General features: G+C 65.8%; 12 protein-coding genes. 5 read left to right on the forward strand and 7 right to left on the reverse strand.

Annotated features, from left to right (window positions below):
- Positions 1 to 102: 102 nt before the first annotated feature.
- Positions 103 to 2,349, forward strand: coding sequence for a hypothetical protein (locus ACQ4WM_RS20270; protein WP_436548454.1), 2,247 nt, complete (start codon positions 103 to 105; stop codon positions 2,347 to 2,349).
- A gap of 40 nt (positions 2,350 to 2,389) precedes the next feature.
- Here ACQ4WM_RS20270 and trxB read toward each other — a convergent pair whose 3' ends face one another.
- From trxB to mrtJ, 7 genes are read right to left on the reverse strand one after another with little or no spacing between them, the layout of a single operon-like run.
- Positions 2,390 to 3,334 carry a thioredoxin-disulfide reductase gene (gene trxB / locus ACQ4WM_RS20275; RefSeq protein WP_436548455.1) on the reverse strand — a complete coding sequence of 315 codons (945 nt, stop codon included), beginning with the start codon at positions 3,332 to 3,334 and terminating at the stop codon, positions 2,390 to 2,392.
- Between the two features lie 11 nt (positions 3,335 to 3,345).
- Positions 3,346 to 5,157 (reverse strand): protein-disulfide reductase DsbD, encoded by a 1,812-nt coding sequence (dsbD, locus tag ACQ4WM_RS20280; protein WP_436548456.1) that lies wholly within the window; start codon positions 5,155 to 5,157, stop codon positions 3,346 to 3,348.
- On the reverse strand, positions 5,154 to 6,050 hold the full coding sequence (locus ACQ4WM_RS20285) for an FAD:protein FMN transferase (RefSeq protein WP_436548457.1): 897 nt from the start codon (positions 6,048 to 6,050) through the stop codon (positions 5,154 to 5,156). The genes dsbD and ACQ4WM_RS20285 overlap by 4 nt, the downstream gene beginning before the upstream one ends.
- Positions 6,044 to 7,177, reverse strand: coding sequence for a DUF3570 domain-containing protein (locus tag ACQ4WM_RS20290; protein WP_436548458.1), 1,134 nt, complete (start codon positions 7,175 to 7,177; stop codon positions 6,044 to 6,046). The genes ACQ4WM_RS20285 and ACQ4WM_RS20290 overlap by 7 nt, the downstream gene beginning before the upstream one ends.
- Before the next feature lie 11 nt (positions 7,178 to 7,188).
- Positions 7,189 to 7,422, reverse strand: a complete 234-nt coding sequence (locus ACQ4WM_RS20295) for a DUF4266 domain-containing protein (protein WP_436548459.1) — start codon at positions 7,420 to 7,422, stop codon at positions 7,189 to 7,191.
- Positions 7,419 to 10,049: a choice-of-anchor D domain-containing protein gene (locus tag ACQ4WM_RS20300; protein WP_436548460.1), complete on the reverse strand. Its 2,631-nt coding sequence runs from the start codon at positions 10,047 to 10,049 to the stop codon at positions 7,419 to 7,421. The genes ACQ4WM_RS20295 and ACQ4WM_RS20300 overlap by 4 nt, the downstream gene beginning before the upstream one ends.
- A 28-nt stretch (positions 10,050 to 10,077) precedes the next feature.
- On the reverse strand, positions 10,078 to 10,443 hold the full coding sequence (gene mrtJ, locus ACQ4WM_RS20305; RefSeq protein WP_436548461.1) for a JDVT-CTERM system glutamic-type intramembrane protease MrtJ: 366 nt from the start codon (positions 10,441 to 10,443) through the stop codon (positions 10,078 to 10,080).
- Between mrtJ and ACQ4WM_RS20310 the strand changes: the two genes are divergently transcribed.
- The 4 genes from ACQ4WM_RS20310 to ACQ4WM_RS20325 are packed head-to-tail and all read left to right on the forward strand — an operon-like array spanning position 10,427 to position 13,804.
- On the forward strand, positions 10,427 to 11,197 hold the full coding sequence (locus tag ACQ4WM_RS20310; protein WP_436548462.1) for an RNA polymerase sigma factor: 771 nt from the start codon (positions 10,427 to 10,429) through the stop codon (positions 11,195 to 11,197). The two genes, mrtJ and ACQ4WM_RS20310, sit on opposite strands and share 17 nt — an antisense overlap.
- A complete protein-coding gene (locus ACQ4WM_RS20315; RefSeq protein WP_436548463.1) occupies positions 11,194 to 11,829 on the forward strand; it encodes a zf-HC2 domain-containing protein in 636 nt (211 codons plus the stop codon). Before ACQ4WM_RS20310 ends, ACQ4WM_RS20315 begins: the two co-directional genes overlap by 4 nt.
- The gene (locus tag ACQ4WM_RS20320; RefSeq protein ID WP_436548464.1) at positions 11,826 to 13,127 is read left to right on the forward strand and encodes a S8 family peptidase; all 1,302 of its coding nucleotides are present in this window, start codon (positions 11,826 to 11,828) and stop codon (positions 13,125 to 13,127) included. Before ACQ4WM_RS20315 ends, ACQ4WM_RS20320 begins: the two co-directional genes overlap by 4 nt.
- On the forward strand, positions 13,079 to 13,804 hold the full coding sequence (locus ACQ4WM_RS20325; protein ID WP_436548465.1) for a TorF family putative porin: 726 nt from the start codon (positions 13,079 to 13,081) through the stop codon (positions 13,802 to 13,804). The genes ACQ4WM_RS20320 and ACQ4WM_RS20325 overlap by 49 nt, the downstream gene beginning before the upstream one ends.
- The last annotated feature ends 10 nt before the right edge of the window (positions 13,805 to 13,814 follow it).

Below are 13,814 nucleotides of genomic sequence, written 5' to 3' on the forward strand. Positions count from 1 at the left end.
AAGGACCAGGAACCAGTGCGGAAATCAAACGACGACGACGTTGCTGGTGTTGACGTCCCAGTATGCTCGGCTTATGCAGCTGGGCAATTAGCCAAGGCATTGTTGGCGACTGAACAAACAGAAGATGCCGGACTGGCGGAACGGGCAGCGCGCCGCGTTACACAGTGGCAGGAAATTGTCTCCAACGTTCTCAGTGGCGCAGCGCGCTACGGCTCACGTACACCGTTGCCGGATACCCCGGCATGGGCGACGCTGGAAGTCGCCACGGGCGGATTTGCAACCGGCCGTCTGCTTGCCGGCGGCCCGTTGGAGGCCTACGAAACGCAACTGATCAAGCGTCTGTCCATCCCGGAAAACGAGGATGCCAGGCTGCGTCTGAACGCATATTTCGTGACGGATCAAGGGATGGGTGAGCTATTGTCGTGGCTCGATGACAGACGCTACGCGATCCGTTACCCGGAAGAAGGCGCACTGCTTGCTATTGCCTGGATGTGCCGTGAAGGACATGCGGAGATGGCCCGGGATATCCTCAGCATAATCTCACCGCTGTTCCCGACGCTACGTTTCTATCCAGTGCCGGATTTCCGCCCACACCGTTACGACGCAGGTGTACAGGTTCAAGACGTTGCGACGACACGCGAACAGCTGCGCCGTATCGCGCCGAATGCTGCCATTCTGGCGCAGCGTCATGCTGTAGCGGTATATGCACCCTTGCACGACCGCCTGCTGGCATTGTTCGCACAAACCATGACGCACGATGACTGGCCGTGCCAGGTCTGTCCAGCGGATTGGGTTGACCGGGCGCGTGAGCTATTGTTGGAGTGCGAAGAGGCCGATCAAGCGAGCAGTCTACCGTCCAGATATCGTAAAGCTGGTAGCCATCATCTCCAGCTTCGTGGCTATCTGCAGGCCTGTGCCATGGATTTCGGTTCGCTGCCAGCGAAAGATCTGGAACGCATTCGTCAATTATTCCGTTGCAGTGTGGCCAAAAGGGGGCATCCGCTTTCAGCGCAAAATGCACAAGTTCGGCAGCTTCATCGCGCGGAAGTTTCAGCGCCGCTGCATGCCGAGATCGCTCATCTGATAGAACAGCGGTTGAAGTCATTCGAACAGCTGGACGGACTGGACGACACAGACCTGTGCAAGATGGCAGTCACGCAGACCGAAGCGACCCCGAGGGTGCCGGCGGGAACCGCAATTCCGCGGTCGGTACGGCGCAAGATTGATCGATGCCTCAGGGACTCTATCGAGGAACTGACCCGCCGCGGCTTGATCTCGTCGGGAGAGGTAATGGCGAAAGTGCTCCCGCAAGTGACATCTGGAATGCATAGCCTGGGACTTGAGGATGGAAGTCTGCAACAGTTGTACGCGGCCATCTATCGAGCGTTCAGGCAGCGCCGTTCCTTGTTGCTCCTGAACCTGGAGAGCCAGGTACGCTTGACCGAGTTGCCTTGGGTGAATGCGATTGAGGGCTTCCGCCGCAAGGATTTTTCGGCAGCTGCCGCATCGCGCCAGGCGTTGGAGCAGATTGTCATCCTCACATTGGAGTACTTCCCACACGCGATTCTGCCGAACAAGCTTGTGCGCGAAATCGCGGACCTCGCGTCACGTTCCGGCCTGGCGATCCCGCTCGTGGAGGAACTCGCAAGCGATATCTTCATGGGCAAGTTCGGATCCAAGTTCACGCGAGCGGCAAAGCTCGCCTGCGGGATGCTACAAGGCTCGCTCTACGCCGACTACTACGAAATCGATGCAGCCCAAATCGAAAGCCTTGCGGAAAGCCATGCTCGCGAACCAGCGCCGAAGCGCCAGGCAAAAACGGGATTCGCGCAGCTTTGCGCGCAACGTGCTGGAGTACAACTCGGCCAATGGTGCCCGGCGTCAAACGGCATGATCATTGAGCAGCAACAGATTCTGACAACCCACAACCTGGCGGCATTGATCTCCGGCTTGCAACTAAAAAACACTTTGCAGAGCAGGTTCCGCGACATGGCGCAATCGTGCTTCCGATGGATATGTGCCCGCAATCAGTTGCAGGTGGTCGACTGGCACGCAAAGCTCATCCGAATCAAGAACTCTGCCTATGCGTGGCGCCAGATGGTCTTTTTCCTGTCCATGCTCCCACCCGGAGAACTGAAATTGACGCTCGACTGGATGGAGGAGTATTACAAACAGCAGTCGGAACAATTCCAGTTGCGCTACCGGCCGGTGCTGGATGGACTCAAATCATGCGCATCAGCCCGCATGCCTTCTGCGCCGTTGTCAACCGAAAAACAAGGCCGCCAATTTCTTGGCTGGTCTGAAACCGGTCATTGGCTATTGCGTGAGGCACAGGGCGAAGGCGTTTGACTCGAGGTGCCAAGCCAGGCGGTCCAATGCCATGCAAACGTCACATCTGCGCGGCCTCCAGGTAGCGCTGCGCATCGAGCGCCGCCATGCAGCCGGTGCCGGCGCTGGTGATGGCCTGGCGGTAGATATGGTCCTGCACGTCGCCGGCAGCGAATACGCCCGGGATGGAGGTGGCGGTTGCCATGCCTTCGGTGCCGCTGCGGGTACGCAGATAACCATTGTGCATGGCCAGTTGACCTTCGAAGATGGCGGTGTTCGGCCGGTGGCCGATGGCGACAAACACGCCGTGCACGGGCAGCTGTTCCAGCTCGCCATCCTGGCGCCGCAGGGCGACGCCCGTCACGCCGCTGTCATCGCCGCATACTTCGTGCAGGCTGGCGTTCAGTTTCAGCACAATCGAGCCTTGCGCCACCTTCGCCATCAGGCGGTCAACCAGGATCGGCTCGGCGCGGAATTGATCGCGCCGGTGTACCAGTGTCACGCGCGAGGCGATGGTCGACAGATACAGCGCTTCCTCTACCGCCGTATTGCCGCCGCCGATGACGGCAACCTCACGGCCACGATAGAAGAAGCCGTCGCAGGTGGCGCAGGCCGACACGCCGCGTCCCATATACGCTTGCTCGGACGGCAGTCCCAGGTACTGGGCCGAGGCGCCGGTGGCGATGATCAGCGCGTCGCAGGTGTACTGGCCGCCATCACCGACCAGGCGGATCGGTTTTTCTTCCAGATGGGCAGTGTGGATATGGTCGAACACCATGCGCGTGCCGAAGCGTTCGGCGTGCTGGCGGAAGCGTTCCATCAGTTCCGGGCCCTGCACGCCGAGCGGATCGGCGGGCCAGTTTTCGACGTCGGTGGTGGTCATCAGCTGGCCGCCCTGAGCGATGCCGGTGATCAGCGTCGGCTGCAGGTTGGCGCGCGCCGCGTACACGGCGGCCGAGTAGCCGGCCGGGCCGGAACCGAGGATAAGAAGACGGTGGTGGTTCATGCAAGCTCCTGTCAAGTGGCTGTGCGCTGCAGCTGGCGCACAAAAGTTTCGGGCGGCATGAAGCCGATCACGCGCGCCTCCGGCACTTCCTTGCCATGGGCGTTGAACAAGATGATGCCGGGTGGCCCGAACAGCTCGAAGCGCTTCATCAGCGCGCGGTCGTCGGCATTGTTGGCGGTGACATCGACCTGGACCAGCCGCATGCCGCCCATGGCTGTGGCGACGCGGCCGTCGGAGAAGGTCATGCGCTCCATCTCCTTGCAGGCCACGCACCAGTCGGCGTAGAAGTCGAGCATGACCGGCTTGCCGGCGCTGGCCAGCACCTGATCGAGCTCGGCGACAGTGCGGATACGGGTGAAGCGCGGTCCCTCATGCGCCGTCGTCGTGGCGCCTGCCACCGCACCGCCGCCGCGCAGATGCGCCAGCGGCTGCAGCACGTCGGTGCCGGAGCTGGCGGCGCCGACCAGTTCAAACAGACCGGCCAGCAGCATCACCACGCCCAGCGCCCTGGCGGCGTAGGCGCCGATGCCCGCGCCTTTCGGCAACGCTGCGCCGGCAAGCAGGAAGCTCGCGCACAGGATGGCGAGTACGCCCCACAGCGCCATGCTGGCCGTGACCGACAGTACCGGGCCGATCATCCAGATTGCCACCGCGATCAGCAGCAGGCCGAAGACCTTCTTGACGTTGTTCATCCAGGCCCCCGCGCGCGGCAGCAGGCTGCCAGCCGACAGGCCCGTCAGCAGCAGTGGCACGCTCATGCCGGTGGCCATGGCGAACAGCGCCCAGCCGCCGGTGGCGGCATTGCCGGTCTTGCTGATGTAGAGCAGGGCGCCGGCCAGCGGTCCCGCCACGCAGGGGCCGACGATCATTGCCGATAACGCCCCCATGATGAAGACGCCTGCCAGCTTGCCACCGCTCTGGCGTCCGCTCGATTCGCTCAGGCGGCTTTGCAGGGAACCGGGCAGCTGCAACTGATAGACGTCGAACATCGACAGGGCCAGGGCGAACAGCAGCGCGCCAAAGGTCAGCAGCACCCAGGGCTTTTGCAGGGCGCCGGCCAGGCCTTCGCCGGCCAGGCCCGCCGCTACGCCGAGCGCGGTGTAGACCAGGGCCATGCCCAGGCTGTAGGCGGCGGCCAGCAGCAGGCCGCGCCTGCGGGTCACGCCACCTTCACCGACGATGATGGACGACAGGATGGGCACCATCGGCAGCACGCAGGGCGTAAAGGACAGCAGCAGGCCGAATACCAGGAAAGCACCGCCGATGCGCCACAGGCTGCCGCTTTGCAAGGTGCGCTGGGCGAGCGAGGTGTCGTCCTCGGCGTGGGCAGGTATGGCGGCCTTTGCCGGCTTGGCGGACGCGGTGGCGGCAGGTACGCCGGCATCATCGGCAGTCCTGGCGGTCAGCACGCCGGGCGCTGCCGGATTGACGGTGTAGGTCAGCACCACGGGCGGATAGCACAGCCCTGCGTCGGCACAGCCCTGGTAGCCGAGCGTCAGATCAAACGGCGCCGTGCCGCTGACCGGGACGTCCAGCGCGAGCGAGGTGTAATACGTCTCCATTTCCTTGCCGAAGTTTTCGTCGAACTTGCGCTTGCCCGCAGGCAGCTGCGGCTGCCCCACGCCGGGACCGGTGAAGGACAGCCGCTCGCGATACAGGTGATATCCCGGCGGAATGGCCCAGCGCAACGCGACCGTATGCGCATCGCGCAGTTCCGCCTTCACTACAAACGCCTGCTCGGGCGGCAGAAAGTCCGCCGCCGCAGCAAACGGCAGCCAGGCGGCCAGCAGCAGCGCGCACAGCCAGTTAAAAATCGACTTCATGGGGTTCTCCTGAAAATGTGTCCTTGCTGATCAATGGCCAGATAGCCCATGCCGCAACGGTCAAGAAAATCGAGTCCGTCTTCCTCCATCAGCATGGCGATGGTGGTGCAGCTGCCGGCGGTGAGCGCCAGTGGCGCCACCACGCTGATCGAGCGCCAGTACGATACCGGCATGCCGGTGCGCGGATCGAGCACATGGCAGTAGCGCCGGCCATTGACTTCAATAAAACGTTCGTAATCACCGCTGGTGGCCAGGGCGCCGCGGCTGATCGGCAGGCTCGCGACCGTGTCCGCCATGGCGCGCGGGTCCTGGATGCCGATGCTCCACGCGGCGCCATCGGCACGCGGCCCGAGAAAGCGCATGTCGCCGCCCAGGTTCACGTAGCCGTGCTCCACGCCCATCTCCGCCAATACTGCGGCGGCCTGGTCGACGGCGTACTCCTTGCCGAAGCCGCCGAAATCGAGTTCCATGCCCCGCATGGGCAGAAACACCCTGGCATTGCCGCGCACGACCTTGTTCCAGCCGACCAGGGGCAGCAACTTGTTCAAGGCGTCGGACTTGGGCAGACGGCTGTTGCGGAAATCCCAGACCTTGCGCAGCACGCCGGAAGTGATGTCGAACAGCGCCCCGCTGGCCGCATGCAGCCGGTCGGCATAGGCCAGCAGCGCTGCCGTCTCATCGTCGCACTCGACCACTGACAGCCCTGCGGCGGCATTGATGCGGCTGATGATGCTGTCGCTGCGGTAGCGCGAATATTTGTTTTCAATCCGGCGTACTTCGGCGATGGCCGGTGCGGCGATCAGGCGCGCCGCCTCGCCATCGTCAGCCACCACGCGAATGTCGCAGCGGCTGCCCATGGCCGTGAAGGCGACGCTGTGGATGTCGGCTACCACAGTCGCGTGAAACCGATTTGCACGCTGGTGGCACGCAGCGGCGCCAGGCCCGGACTACCGTCGCCGAACACGCGCCAGGCGCCGCGCTGCTCATAGCGCTCCAGCTTCAGGTCCACGCTCCAGTCCTGGTCGATCTGTTTGGCGACCTTGATGCCGGCCGTGACGGCGCCAAACCCGGACAGGCGCTGGTCGGCCGAGGTAAAGGCCGTGCCGCCGAACACATAGCCGGGCGGGAAAGGCGCGCCGGTACTGGCACCGTACACCGGGTCGAAATAAAAGTGCGCCGCGCGCTGCGAATACAGGCGCAGGGCTGGCGTGAGCGTCCAGCCGCCGGCCAGCGATTGCACCCACTCCGTCGACAGCGTATGCGCGCTGACGCCGAAGCTGTCGCGGTAATAGCGGTAGCTCAGGCGGCTGGTGGCATCAAAGCCCACGAAACGGTGGTTCCACTGTGCCAGCAGGGTATCCTGATCGCGCTTGCGCGGACGGTTGTCGACCAGCTTGTACGGATCGGAGTAATAACCATGGCCGCTGGTGTGTGTGTAGGTGAGCTGGCCGATATCGACCGGCGTAAACACGTGCGTCACGCCGGCCAGCAGGTTCACGGTCTGCCGGCCTTCATTGGCGACGATGCGGTTGACCGGATTGATGGCGTCGTCCGAACCGCCCACGCCGAAGGCCCAGGTGGTGTTCTTGTCTTCGCTGTCCACCGTTCCTTGCAGCGACAGGGCGCGCGAGCGGTAGTCATGCTCGGTGGAGAAGGCCGCGCCCAGGCTGATGGTGCCGCCGGGTCGGTAGCGCGTGACGGAGACATCGCCCGCCTTGCGCAGATCGTCCATGCGCGAGGCGCCCGACACCGCCGTATGGTAGCGCGGCGAAGCGCCGGAGACATCGTCGGTGGTCGCGCTGGCGGCGATCGCCCAATCGCCTGCCACCGGCGCCAGCACCGAGATCGACGGGGCGTGCACCCGAATCCGGTCCAGGCCCGGCTGATCTTCCCTGTAGTCCAGGTATTTCACGCTGATGGCGCCGCGCTCGGGCGGCGTTTCGGCGTGCACCAATGCCGGCAGCAGCATGGCTGCCGCCAGCAGCGCTTGTCCTGCCGAAGGCTGTTTGTTGTGATCCATGGTCGTCCTTGTCAGTTGCAGCCGCAGCCGCCGCCGCCAACCGCGCTGCCGCCGGAGGCGGCTTCCTTGCTGGCGTAGATGTGTTCATTGAAGCGGGTGGCCAGGCCATCGCCCTGGATCAGCATGTCCGGACGCGCCAGCTGGCCTTTTTCCCACGGCTGCACCGGTGGCAGTGCGCAGCCGGACAAGCCGGCCACGGTGGTGCACAGCGCCAGCACGGTTCGTGTCAACGTGCGTGTATTCATTTCATCGCTCCCAGTGCGGTCTTGATGCGGCTTTCCAGCGCTTCGCGGTCGGCGGCACGAAAGCCGCTGTGCTCAAACAGCACCTTGCCGTCCGGGCCGATCAGCACGCTGCTGGGCATGCCCTTGACGCCGTAGGTGCGCGGCGTGGCGCCGCCGGGATCGAAGGCGATGGCGAAGCGGGCCGGCGTGGTGCCGAGGAAGCTGCGCGCATCATCGGCCTTGGCATCGACATTGATACCGACGATTTGCAAACCCTGGCTGCCGTAGCGCGCCTGCATTTCGTTCATCCACGGGAAGGACTGGCGGCAGGGGCCGCACCACGAGGCCCAGAAATCGAGGTACACCAGTTTTCCGCGGTACTGCTCCAGCTTGACGGCGCCATCCGGGCCGCTCAGCGCGAAGGCTGGCGCTTGCGTGCCCGTTTCCAGCGCCGACGCTGGTGGGGGCAGCGCGAACAGGGCGCAGGCGGCGACGCCGGCCAGCGTGCCGGCCACGGCGGCCGCGCGCGGCATGCGGCGGCGCCATACCAGCACACCGGCTGCCAGCAGCACCAGCAGCGCCAGCGTCGGATCATTGCCATCCTGGGCGGCGGAGCAGCCGCCGCCGCCATGGTTCTGCGACTGCCCGCTGACGACGACCGATGCCGCGCCCTGGCCGCTCAGTGCGATGGTCCAGCTGGCGCCAGCCGCTTGCAACGTCAGGTTGCCGTTTGCGCTGCCGGCGGTGGTCGGGGTAAAGCGCACCGGCAGCTCGCACGAGGCACCGGCTGCCAGAGTCAGTGGAAAAGCGCCGCAGGCCGTGGTGTCGGTGGTGTCGGCGGCGTAGGGGCCGCTGAAGGTCGCGCTGTTGATGGTCAGCGCCGCGCTGCCGCTATTGGTCAGCGTGAAGCGCTTGAGCAGACCTGTATCGCCCACAGTGGCGCTGCCGAAGTCGAACGCTTGCGGACTGGCGCTCAGGGACGCCGTGGTGGTGGGCACGGCCAGGCCATTGCCATTGAGGCGCAGGCTCAGTTGCGCGCCGCCATCGGTCACCAGCACCAGGTCGGCGCTGCGGGTGCCAGCGACGGCAGGCTTGAAGCTGGCGTCGATGGTGCAGCTGGCGCCGGGGCTGACGCTGCCGCCCACGGCGCAGGTGCCGGCCAGTGCGAAGTCGCCCGGATTGCCGCCGCCCAGCGTGAGGGTGGTGATTTTCAGCGCTGCGCTGCCATTGTTGCTTAGCGTGATGCGGTGCGCAGCAGCCTGCTGGCCTACCTGCGTATCGGCAAAAGCGACTGGTCCGGTTTCAGACAGCGCAGGGCGCGCCACGGCGGCTGTGGTGCCGGAACCGGTGACGGCCACCGACACATCGGCCGCGTTCGAGCGCAGCAGCAGTGTGGCGTTCACACTGCCTTCGGTGGTGGGCGCGAAGGCCAGCGGCACATTGCAGCTGGCCGCCACCGCCAGCGTGCCGGCGCAGCCGCCGCTGCCGATGGTCACCGACGGTGCGCCGCTGACGGCGACGCTGGCAAAGGTCACTGGCACGTTGCCGCGGTTGGTGATGGCCACGCTTTGCGTGGTGGCGCCGGCGCCGATGGTCTGCGCGCCGAACGAGAGCGCAGTCGGATTGGCCGACAGCGCAGGCGCCGCCGCGCTGGCGCTGCCCGCCAGGCTGACCGTGATGCCGCCATTGCTGGCGTTCGAGGCCAGATTCAGATTTGCCGCGAACGCGCCGGCCGTGGTGGGCGTGGCGACTACCGTCACGGTGCAACTGCCGCCCGCTGGTACGGCGGTGGCCGTGGCGCAGCTGCCACCGAGCGTGAAGACAGCGGCATTGGCGCCGGACAGGCTGATGCCGCTCAGGCTCAGCGCCGCCTGGCCGGTGTTGTTGACGGTGATGCTTTGTACGGGCGACGCGCTGCCGGTCAGCAGTGCGCCGAAGTTCAGTGCGTTCGCCGACAGCGCAACGGTGGCACTGGCGGCCGCATTGCCGGTGCCGCTCAGCGCCACGCTGCTGCTGGCGCCCGTGGCGTTGTGGCTGATAGTGAGCGCCGCGCCACGCGCGCCAGTGCCGCTCGGACGGAATACCAGTTGCACATTGCAGCTGGCGCCTGCCGCCACGCTGGCACCGGCGGCGCAGCTGCCGCCGCTGATGGCGAAGTCGCCCGGGTTGGCGCCGCCGACGGCCAGCGCGCTGATATTGAGCGCCGCATTGCCGCTGTTGGTCAGTGTCGTGCCCAGGGCCGTGCTGGCCTGGCCGACGGTGGTGCCGCCGAAGGCCAGCGTGGCCGGCGCCAGCGTCGCTGCCGGTGCGGAGCTCACGTCCGGATTGCCGATGAAGGCCGCCAGGTCGGCTATTTCTGCCGCGCTGAACTTGCTGTTGAAAAGAGATCCCATGCCGCCACGGTTGGCGGCGAAGGCGTTGCTGATCACGCCGGGATTGTTGGCCGCCGCGCGGATGCCGTTCACGTTGGCCGCCGGTGACGCGCCGTGGCAGGAAGCGCAGGAGGTGCCGCCGGACGCCGGGCCATTCAGGTACAGGCTCTTGCCGTTCAGCGCATCGGCGGCTTGCGCCGAGACGCCGAGCGCCAGCAAGGCCCATATGCCGGCCGTGCATAACGCACGGCCATGGGGCGGTCGAATTCTTTTCATCGGTTCTCCAGTCAGATCAAGGTACGAATCAGGGTGCAAAATGCGGTACAAAAACAGATCCAAAAACAGATCCAGAAACAGATCCAGAAACAGACCCACAAACAGTGATCGCGAAGCAGTTGCACAAGGCATGCGCCAGCACGCACAGGCGCCAGTCCCGCCAGCGCTGGTACACTGCGCCAAACAACAGCCCGGGCCAGAACACCAGCGCCGCTGCCGCTAGACCCGAGCCGAGATGCAGGGCGCTGAAGACGGCGGCGCTGGCCAGCAGCGCCGGCATGGGCGAGATCCGGCGCAACAGCCACTCCTGCAAGCCGGCGCGTATGATCCACTCTTCGAGCACAGGTGCGAGCAGCAGCAGGCGCGCCACGGCGGCGATGTCTGGCGACAGCAAGGCCGGGCCGCAAAACAGGGAGGGGGGCGAGGCAAGCACGCTGGTTGAGCAATCCGTTAATGTTGTCGCGGTCTATACCGGCCCGTGCCAACATGGTTCAATTTCAGGTGAGAAATATATTTTTGCGTTTGCGCAGAACCTTTTTTCCTCGACCGGGTATATACCGGGTCAAAAAAGAATTTGCATGCGGATTGGGGGGGCTGTGTCGGACGAGCTGGATGAAATGGCCTTGCTGGGGCGAATCAGGGGCGGCGACAGGCTCGCCTTCCAGGCCCTGTATCGCGCCTATTTTTCCCGCCTGGCGCGGTTTCTGGACCGGCTGACCCGCAATGTGCCGCTGATCGAAGAGATCATCAACGACACCATGCTGGTGGTGTGGCAGAAGGCCGATACCTTTGACGGCAGCTGCAAGCTGTCCACCTGGGTTTTTGGCATCGCCTATCGGCAGGGTTTGAAGGCGCTGCGCGGACTCGATGAACCGCTCGAGCAGCAGGAGGATCAATTGGGTGCGGCCGCGGCCCAGCCCGAGCATGCGCTGGCGGCGCGCCAGTTGCAGCGCGGCGTCAGCCGGGCGCTCGATACGCTGCCGGTGGAACAGCGGGTAGTGGTCAGCCTGACCTATTACCACGGCATGGCGTATCAGGAAATCGCCGAGACCATGGGCTGCCCCGTCAACACGGTAAAAACGCGCATGTTCCACGCGCGGCAAAAGCTGAAGGACATGCTGTCCGATCATAGGGAAGAGATGCGATGAGTACCCCAAGCACAATGAGCGATACCGAGCACCAGGCGCTGCAGGATTTGCTGCCCTGGTATGCGTCCGGTGCGCTGGGCGATGCCGAAGCCGAGCGCATGCAGCAACACCTGCGCGGCTGCGCCGTCTGCCGCGACGATCTGGCCTGGCAGCGCAAGCTGCTGGAAACGGAAGGCCCTCTGCCCGCAGGGCTGGACCCGGAGCGCGCGCTGGCGCGCCTGATGCCGCAACTGGCCTCGCCGGCTACCTCGCGCGGGCCGGGCCAGCGCCTGCGCGCCTGGCTGGCAGGCGCAGCCTGGCAAGGCTGGGCCATGGGCGCGCAGTTCGCCGCGATCGTCGCGCTGGTGGCGGTGCAGCTGCTGCCGCGCGACGAAGCGCCGGCTTACCAGGCGCTGGGGCGCGGCCCGGCGTCGACGCCGGACCTGCTGGTCGTCTTCAGGCCCGATGCACGCCTGCAGGACGTGCAGCGCATCCTGCAGGCCAACGGCGCCCAGATCATCGGCGGCCCCACCGTCACCGGCGCCTACATGCTCGAGGTGGAGCCGGGCCGCCAGGCGCCATTGCTGGCGGCATTGCGTGACGATGCGTCGGTGGAAACGGCCGAATCGCTGACGGCGGGCAGAGCACCATGATGCGCGCCCTGGCGCTGGCGCTGTGCCTGCTGGCCGGCGCTGCGATGGCGCAGCCGCAGCCAGGCATGGACTTGCCACGCATCGTGCCGGCGGACGATGCGCCGGGTGACGCGTCCCAGGCGTCCCGAGCACCGCCAGCGGCCGGCGCCGCCGAAATCCTGGTCATGTTCCACCTGCCGGCCCCGCATTACCGCGCCGACAGCTACGGCAGCGCCAACTACCGCGACGACGCGGGCCGCGCCGCGCGCCAGCGTATTGCCGCCGCCGTGGCCCAGGACCACCAGCTGGAATTGATGGAGGACTGGGCCATGCCCGCGCTGAGCATCGACTGCTACCGCATGCGCCTGCCCGCAGGCGTGGCGGCCGCTCCCGTGCTGGAGGCTCTGTCGCGCGACGGCCGCATCGAGTGGGCACAGCTGATCCAGGACTTCGCCGCGCAAGGCGGCAGTGATCCCCTGTACCGCATGCAGCCGGCGGCCGGGCCCTGGCAACTGGAGCAGGTACGCAAGGTCGCCACCGGACGCAAGGTGATGGTGGCGGTGGTGGACAGCGGCATCGAGAGCGGCCATCCGGACCTGGCGGGCCAGGTGATGGTCGAGGAGAACTTCGTCGACAACCAGAAATACGTGGCCGAATTGCACGGCACGGCGGTGGCCGGGGTGATCGCCGCGCGGGCCGGCAACGGTGTCGGCATCGAAGGCGTGGCGCCGGACGCGCGGCTGATGGCGCTGCGCGCCTGCTGGCAAAGCGCCAGCGCCACCCGCTGCAACAGCTTCACGCTGGCCAAAGCGCTGAACTTTGCGCTGTCGAACGGCGCGCACATCATCAATCTCAGCCTGTCCGGGCCGCAGGACAGGCTGCTGCAGCAGTTGGTGGAGGTGGCGCAGGCGCGTGGCATCCGCGTGGTTGGCGCGGTCGATCCCGCGCAGCCCGATGGCGGCTTCCCGGCCAATATGCCTGGCGTGTTTGCGGTGGCGTCCGACGGCACCGCGCCGCGCGCCGGGGTGCACGCGCTGCTGGCGCCGGGCCGCGACATTCCTACCACCATGCCGGGCGGACGCTGGGGCGTGGTGGCCGGATCGTCGTATGCCGCAGCCCATGTATCGGGCATGCTGGCGCTGCTGGAAGAACTCAAGCCTCAACTGGCGGCAGTGCAGCTGCGCGAGGCCATCGTCCTGAACCAGGGCAGTGCGCCGTTGACCGGCATCGATCTGTGTGCCACCATCGTCCGCATTTCAGGAAAATGCTCATGCGCTTGTCAACCCGGTACCAGCAGCCACTACGCACGCTCGCCCTGAGCGTGCTGCCCTGGCTATTGGCGCCTGCCGCGCAGGCGCAGTTAAGCGGCAGCGCAGGCCTGCTTTCCAATTATCTTTATCGCGGCATCTCGCTCAGTAACGCCAAACCGGCGGCGCGCCTCGCCCTCAATTATGACGGCACGGCTGGCTGGTACGCCGGCGGGCAGGTGGTAACGGGGCAACTGGTGGGCGAACCGCAGCGCAGCGCGCAGTGGACCGGCTACGCCGGCTATGCACAGCGCCTGCCGTCCGGGCTGTCGTGGGAAACCGGCGTGACCGCCTATGCCTTCCCGCACAATGCCAACTGGAGCTTTCGCGAGGTCTATGTGGGTCTTGCAGGCAGCAAGCTCAGTGGAAGGCTGCATTATTCTCCCGATTACCTGGGCTTCGGCGAACGCACGCTGTATGGAGAACTCAATGGCGGCTCGATGCTGGCGCCGCGCGTGCAGGCGTTCTGGCATGGTGGCTATCTCTACTCGCGCGATAACGCGCTGAGCCGCCGCGCCGAAGGCCGTATCGGCCTGGCCACCGTCCACCAGGGCTGGCAGGCGCAAGTGTCGCTGGACGTGACGCGCCTGCGCAGTGGAACCACCAGCGGCCGCTACGGCGCCGCCACGACCACGGTCGATAGCGGCTGGCCCCATCAATTTGTGGTCACGGTGGCGCGCGCATTCTGACGCCGTGTGT

It is taken from the genome of Janthinobacterium longum (genome assembly GCF_051380735.1).
Classification (GTDB): domain Bacteria; phylum Pseudomonadota; class Gammaproteobacteria; order Burkholderiales; family Burkholderiaceae_D; genus Janthinobacterium.

What these genes read in the sequence shown, in the direction of transcription:
- trxB (WP_436548455.1), bottom strand. Translation starts at nt 3,334, where the DNA reads ATGAACCACCACCGTCTTCTTATCCTCGGTTCCGGCCCGGCCGGCTAC.
- dsbD (WP_436548456.1), bottom strand. Translation starts at nt 5,157, where the DNA reads ATGAAGTCGATTTTTAACTGGCTGTGCGCGCTGCTGCTGGCCGCCTGG.
- ACQ4WM_RS20290 (WP_436548458.1), bottom strand. Translation starts at nt 7,177, where the DNA reads ATGGATCACAACAAACAGCCTTCGGCAGGACAAGCGCTGCTGGCGGCA.
- ACQ4WM_RS20295 (WP_436548459.1), bottom strand. Translation starts at nt 7,422, where the DNA reads ATGAATACACGCACGTTGACACGAACCGTGCTGGCGCTGTGCACCACC.
- ACQ4WM_RS20300 (WP_436548460.1), bottom strand. Translation starts at nt 10,049, where the DNA reads ATGAAAAGAATTCGACCGCCCCATGGCCGTGCGTTATGCACGGCCGGC.
- ACQ4WM_RS20310 (WP_436548462.1), top strand. Translation starts at nt 10,427, where the DNA reads ATGTCTGGCGACAGCAAGGCCGGGCCGCAAAACAGGGAGGGGGGCGAG.
- ACQ4WM_RS20315 (WP_436548463.1), top strand. Translation starts at nt 11,194, where the DNA reads ATGAGTACCCCAAGCACAATGAGCGATACCGAGCACCAGGCGCTGCAG.
- ACQ4WM_RS20320 (WP_436548464.1), top strand. Translation starts at nt 11,826, where the DNA reads ATGATGCGCGCCCTGGCGCTGGCGCTGTGCCTGCTGGCCGGCGCTGCG.
- ACQ4WM_RS20325 (WP_436548465.1), top strand. Translation starts at nt 13,079, where the DNA reads ATGCGCTTGTCAACCCGGTACCAGCAGCCACTACGCACGCTCGCCCTG.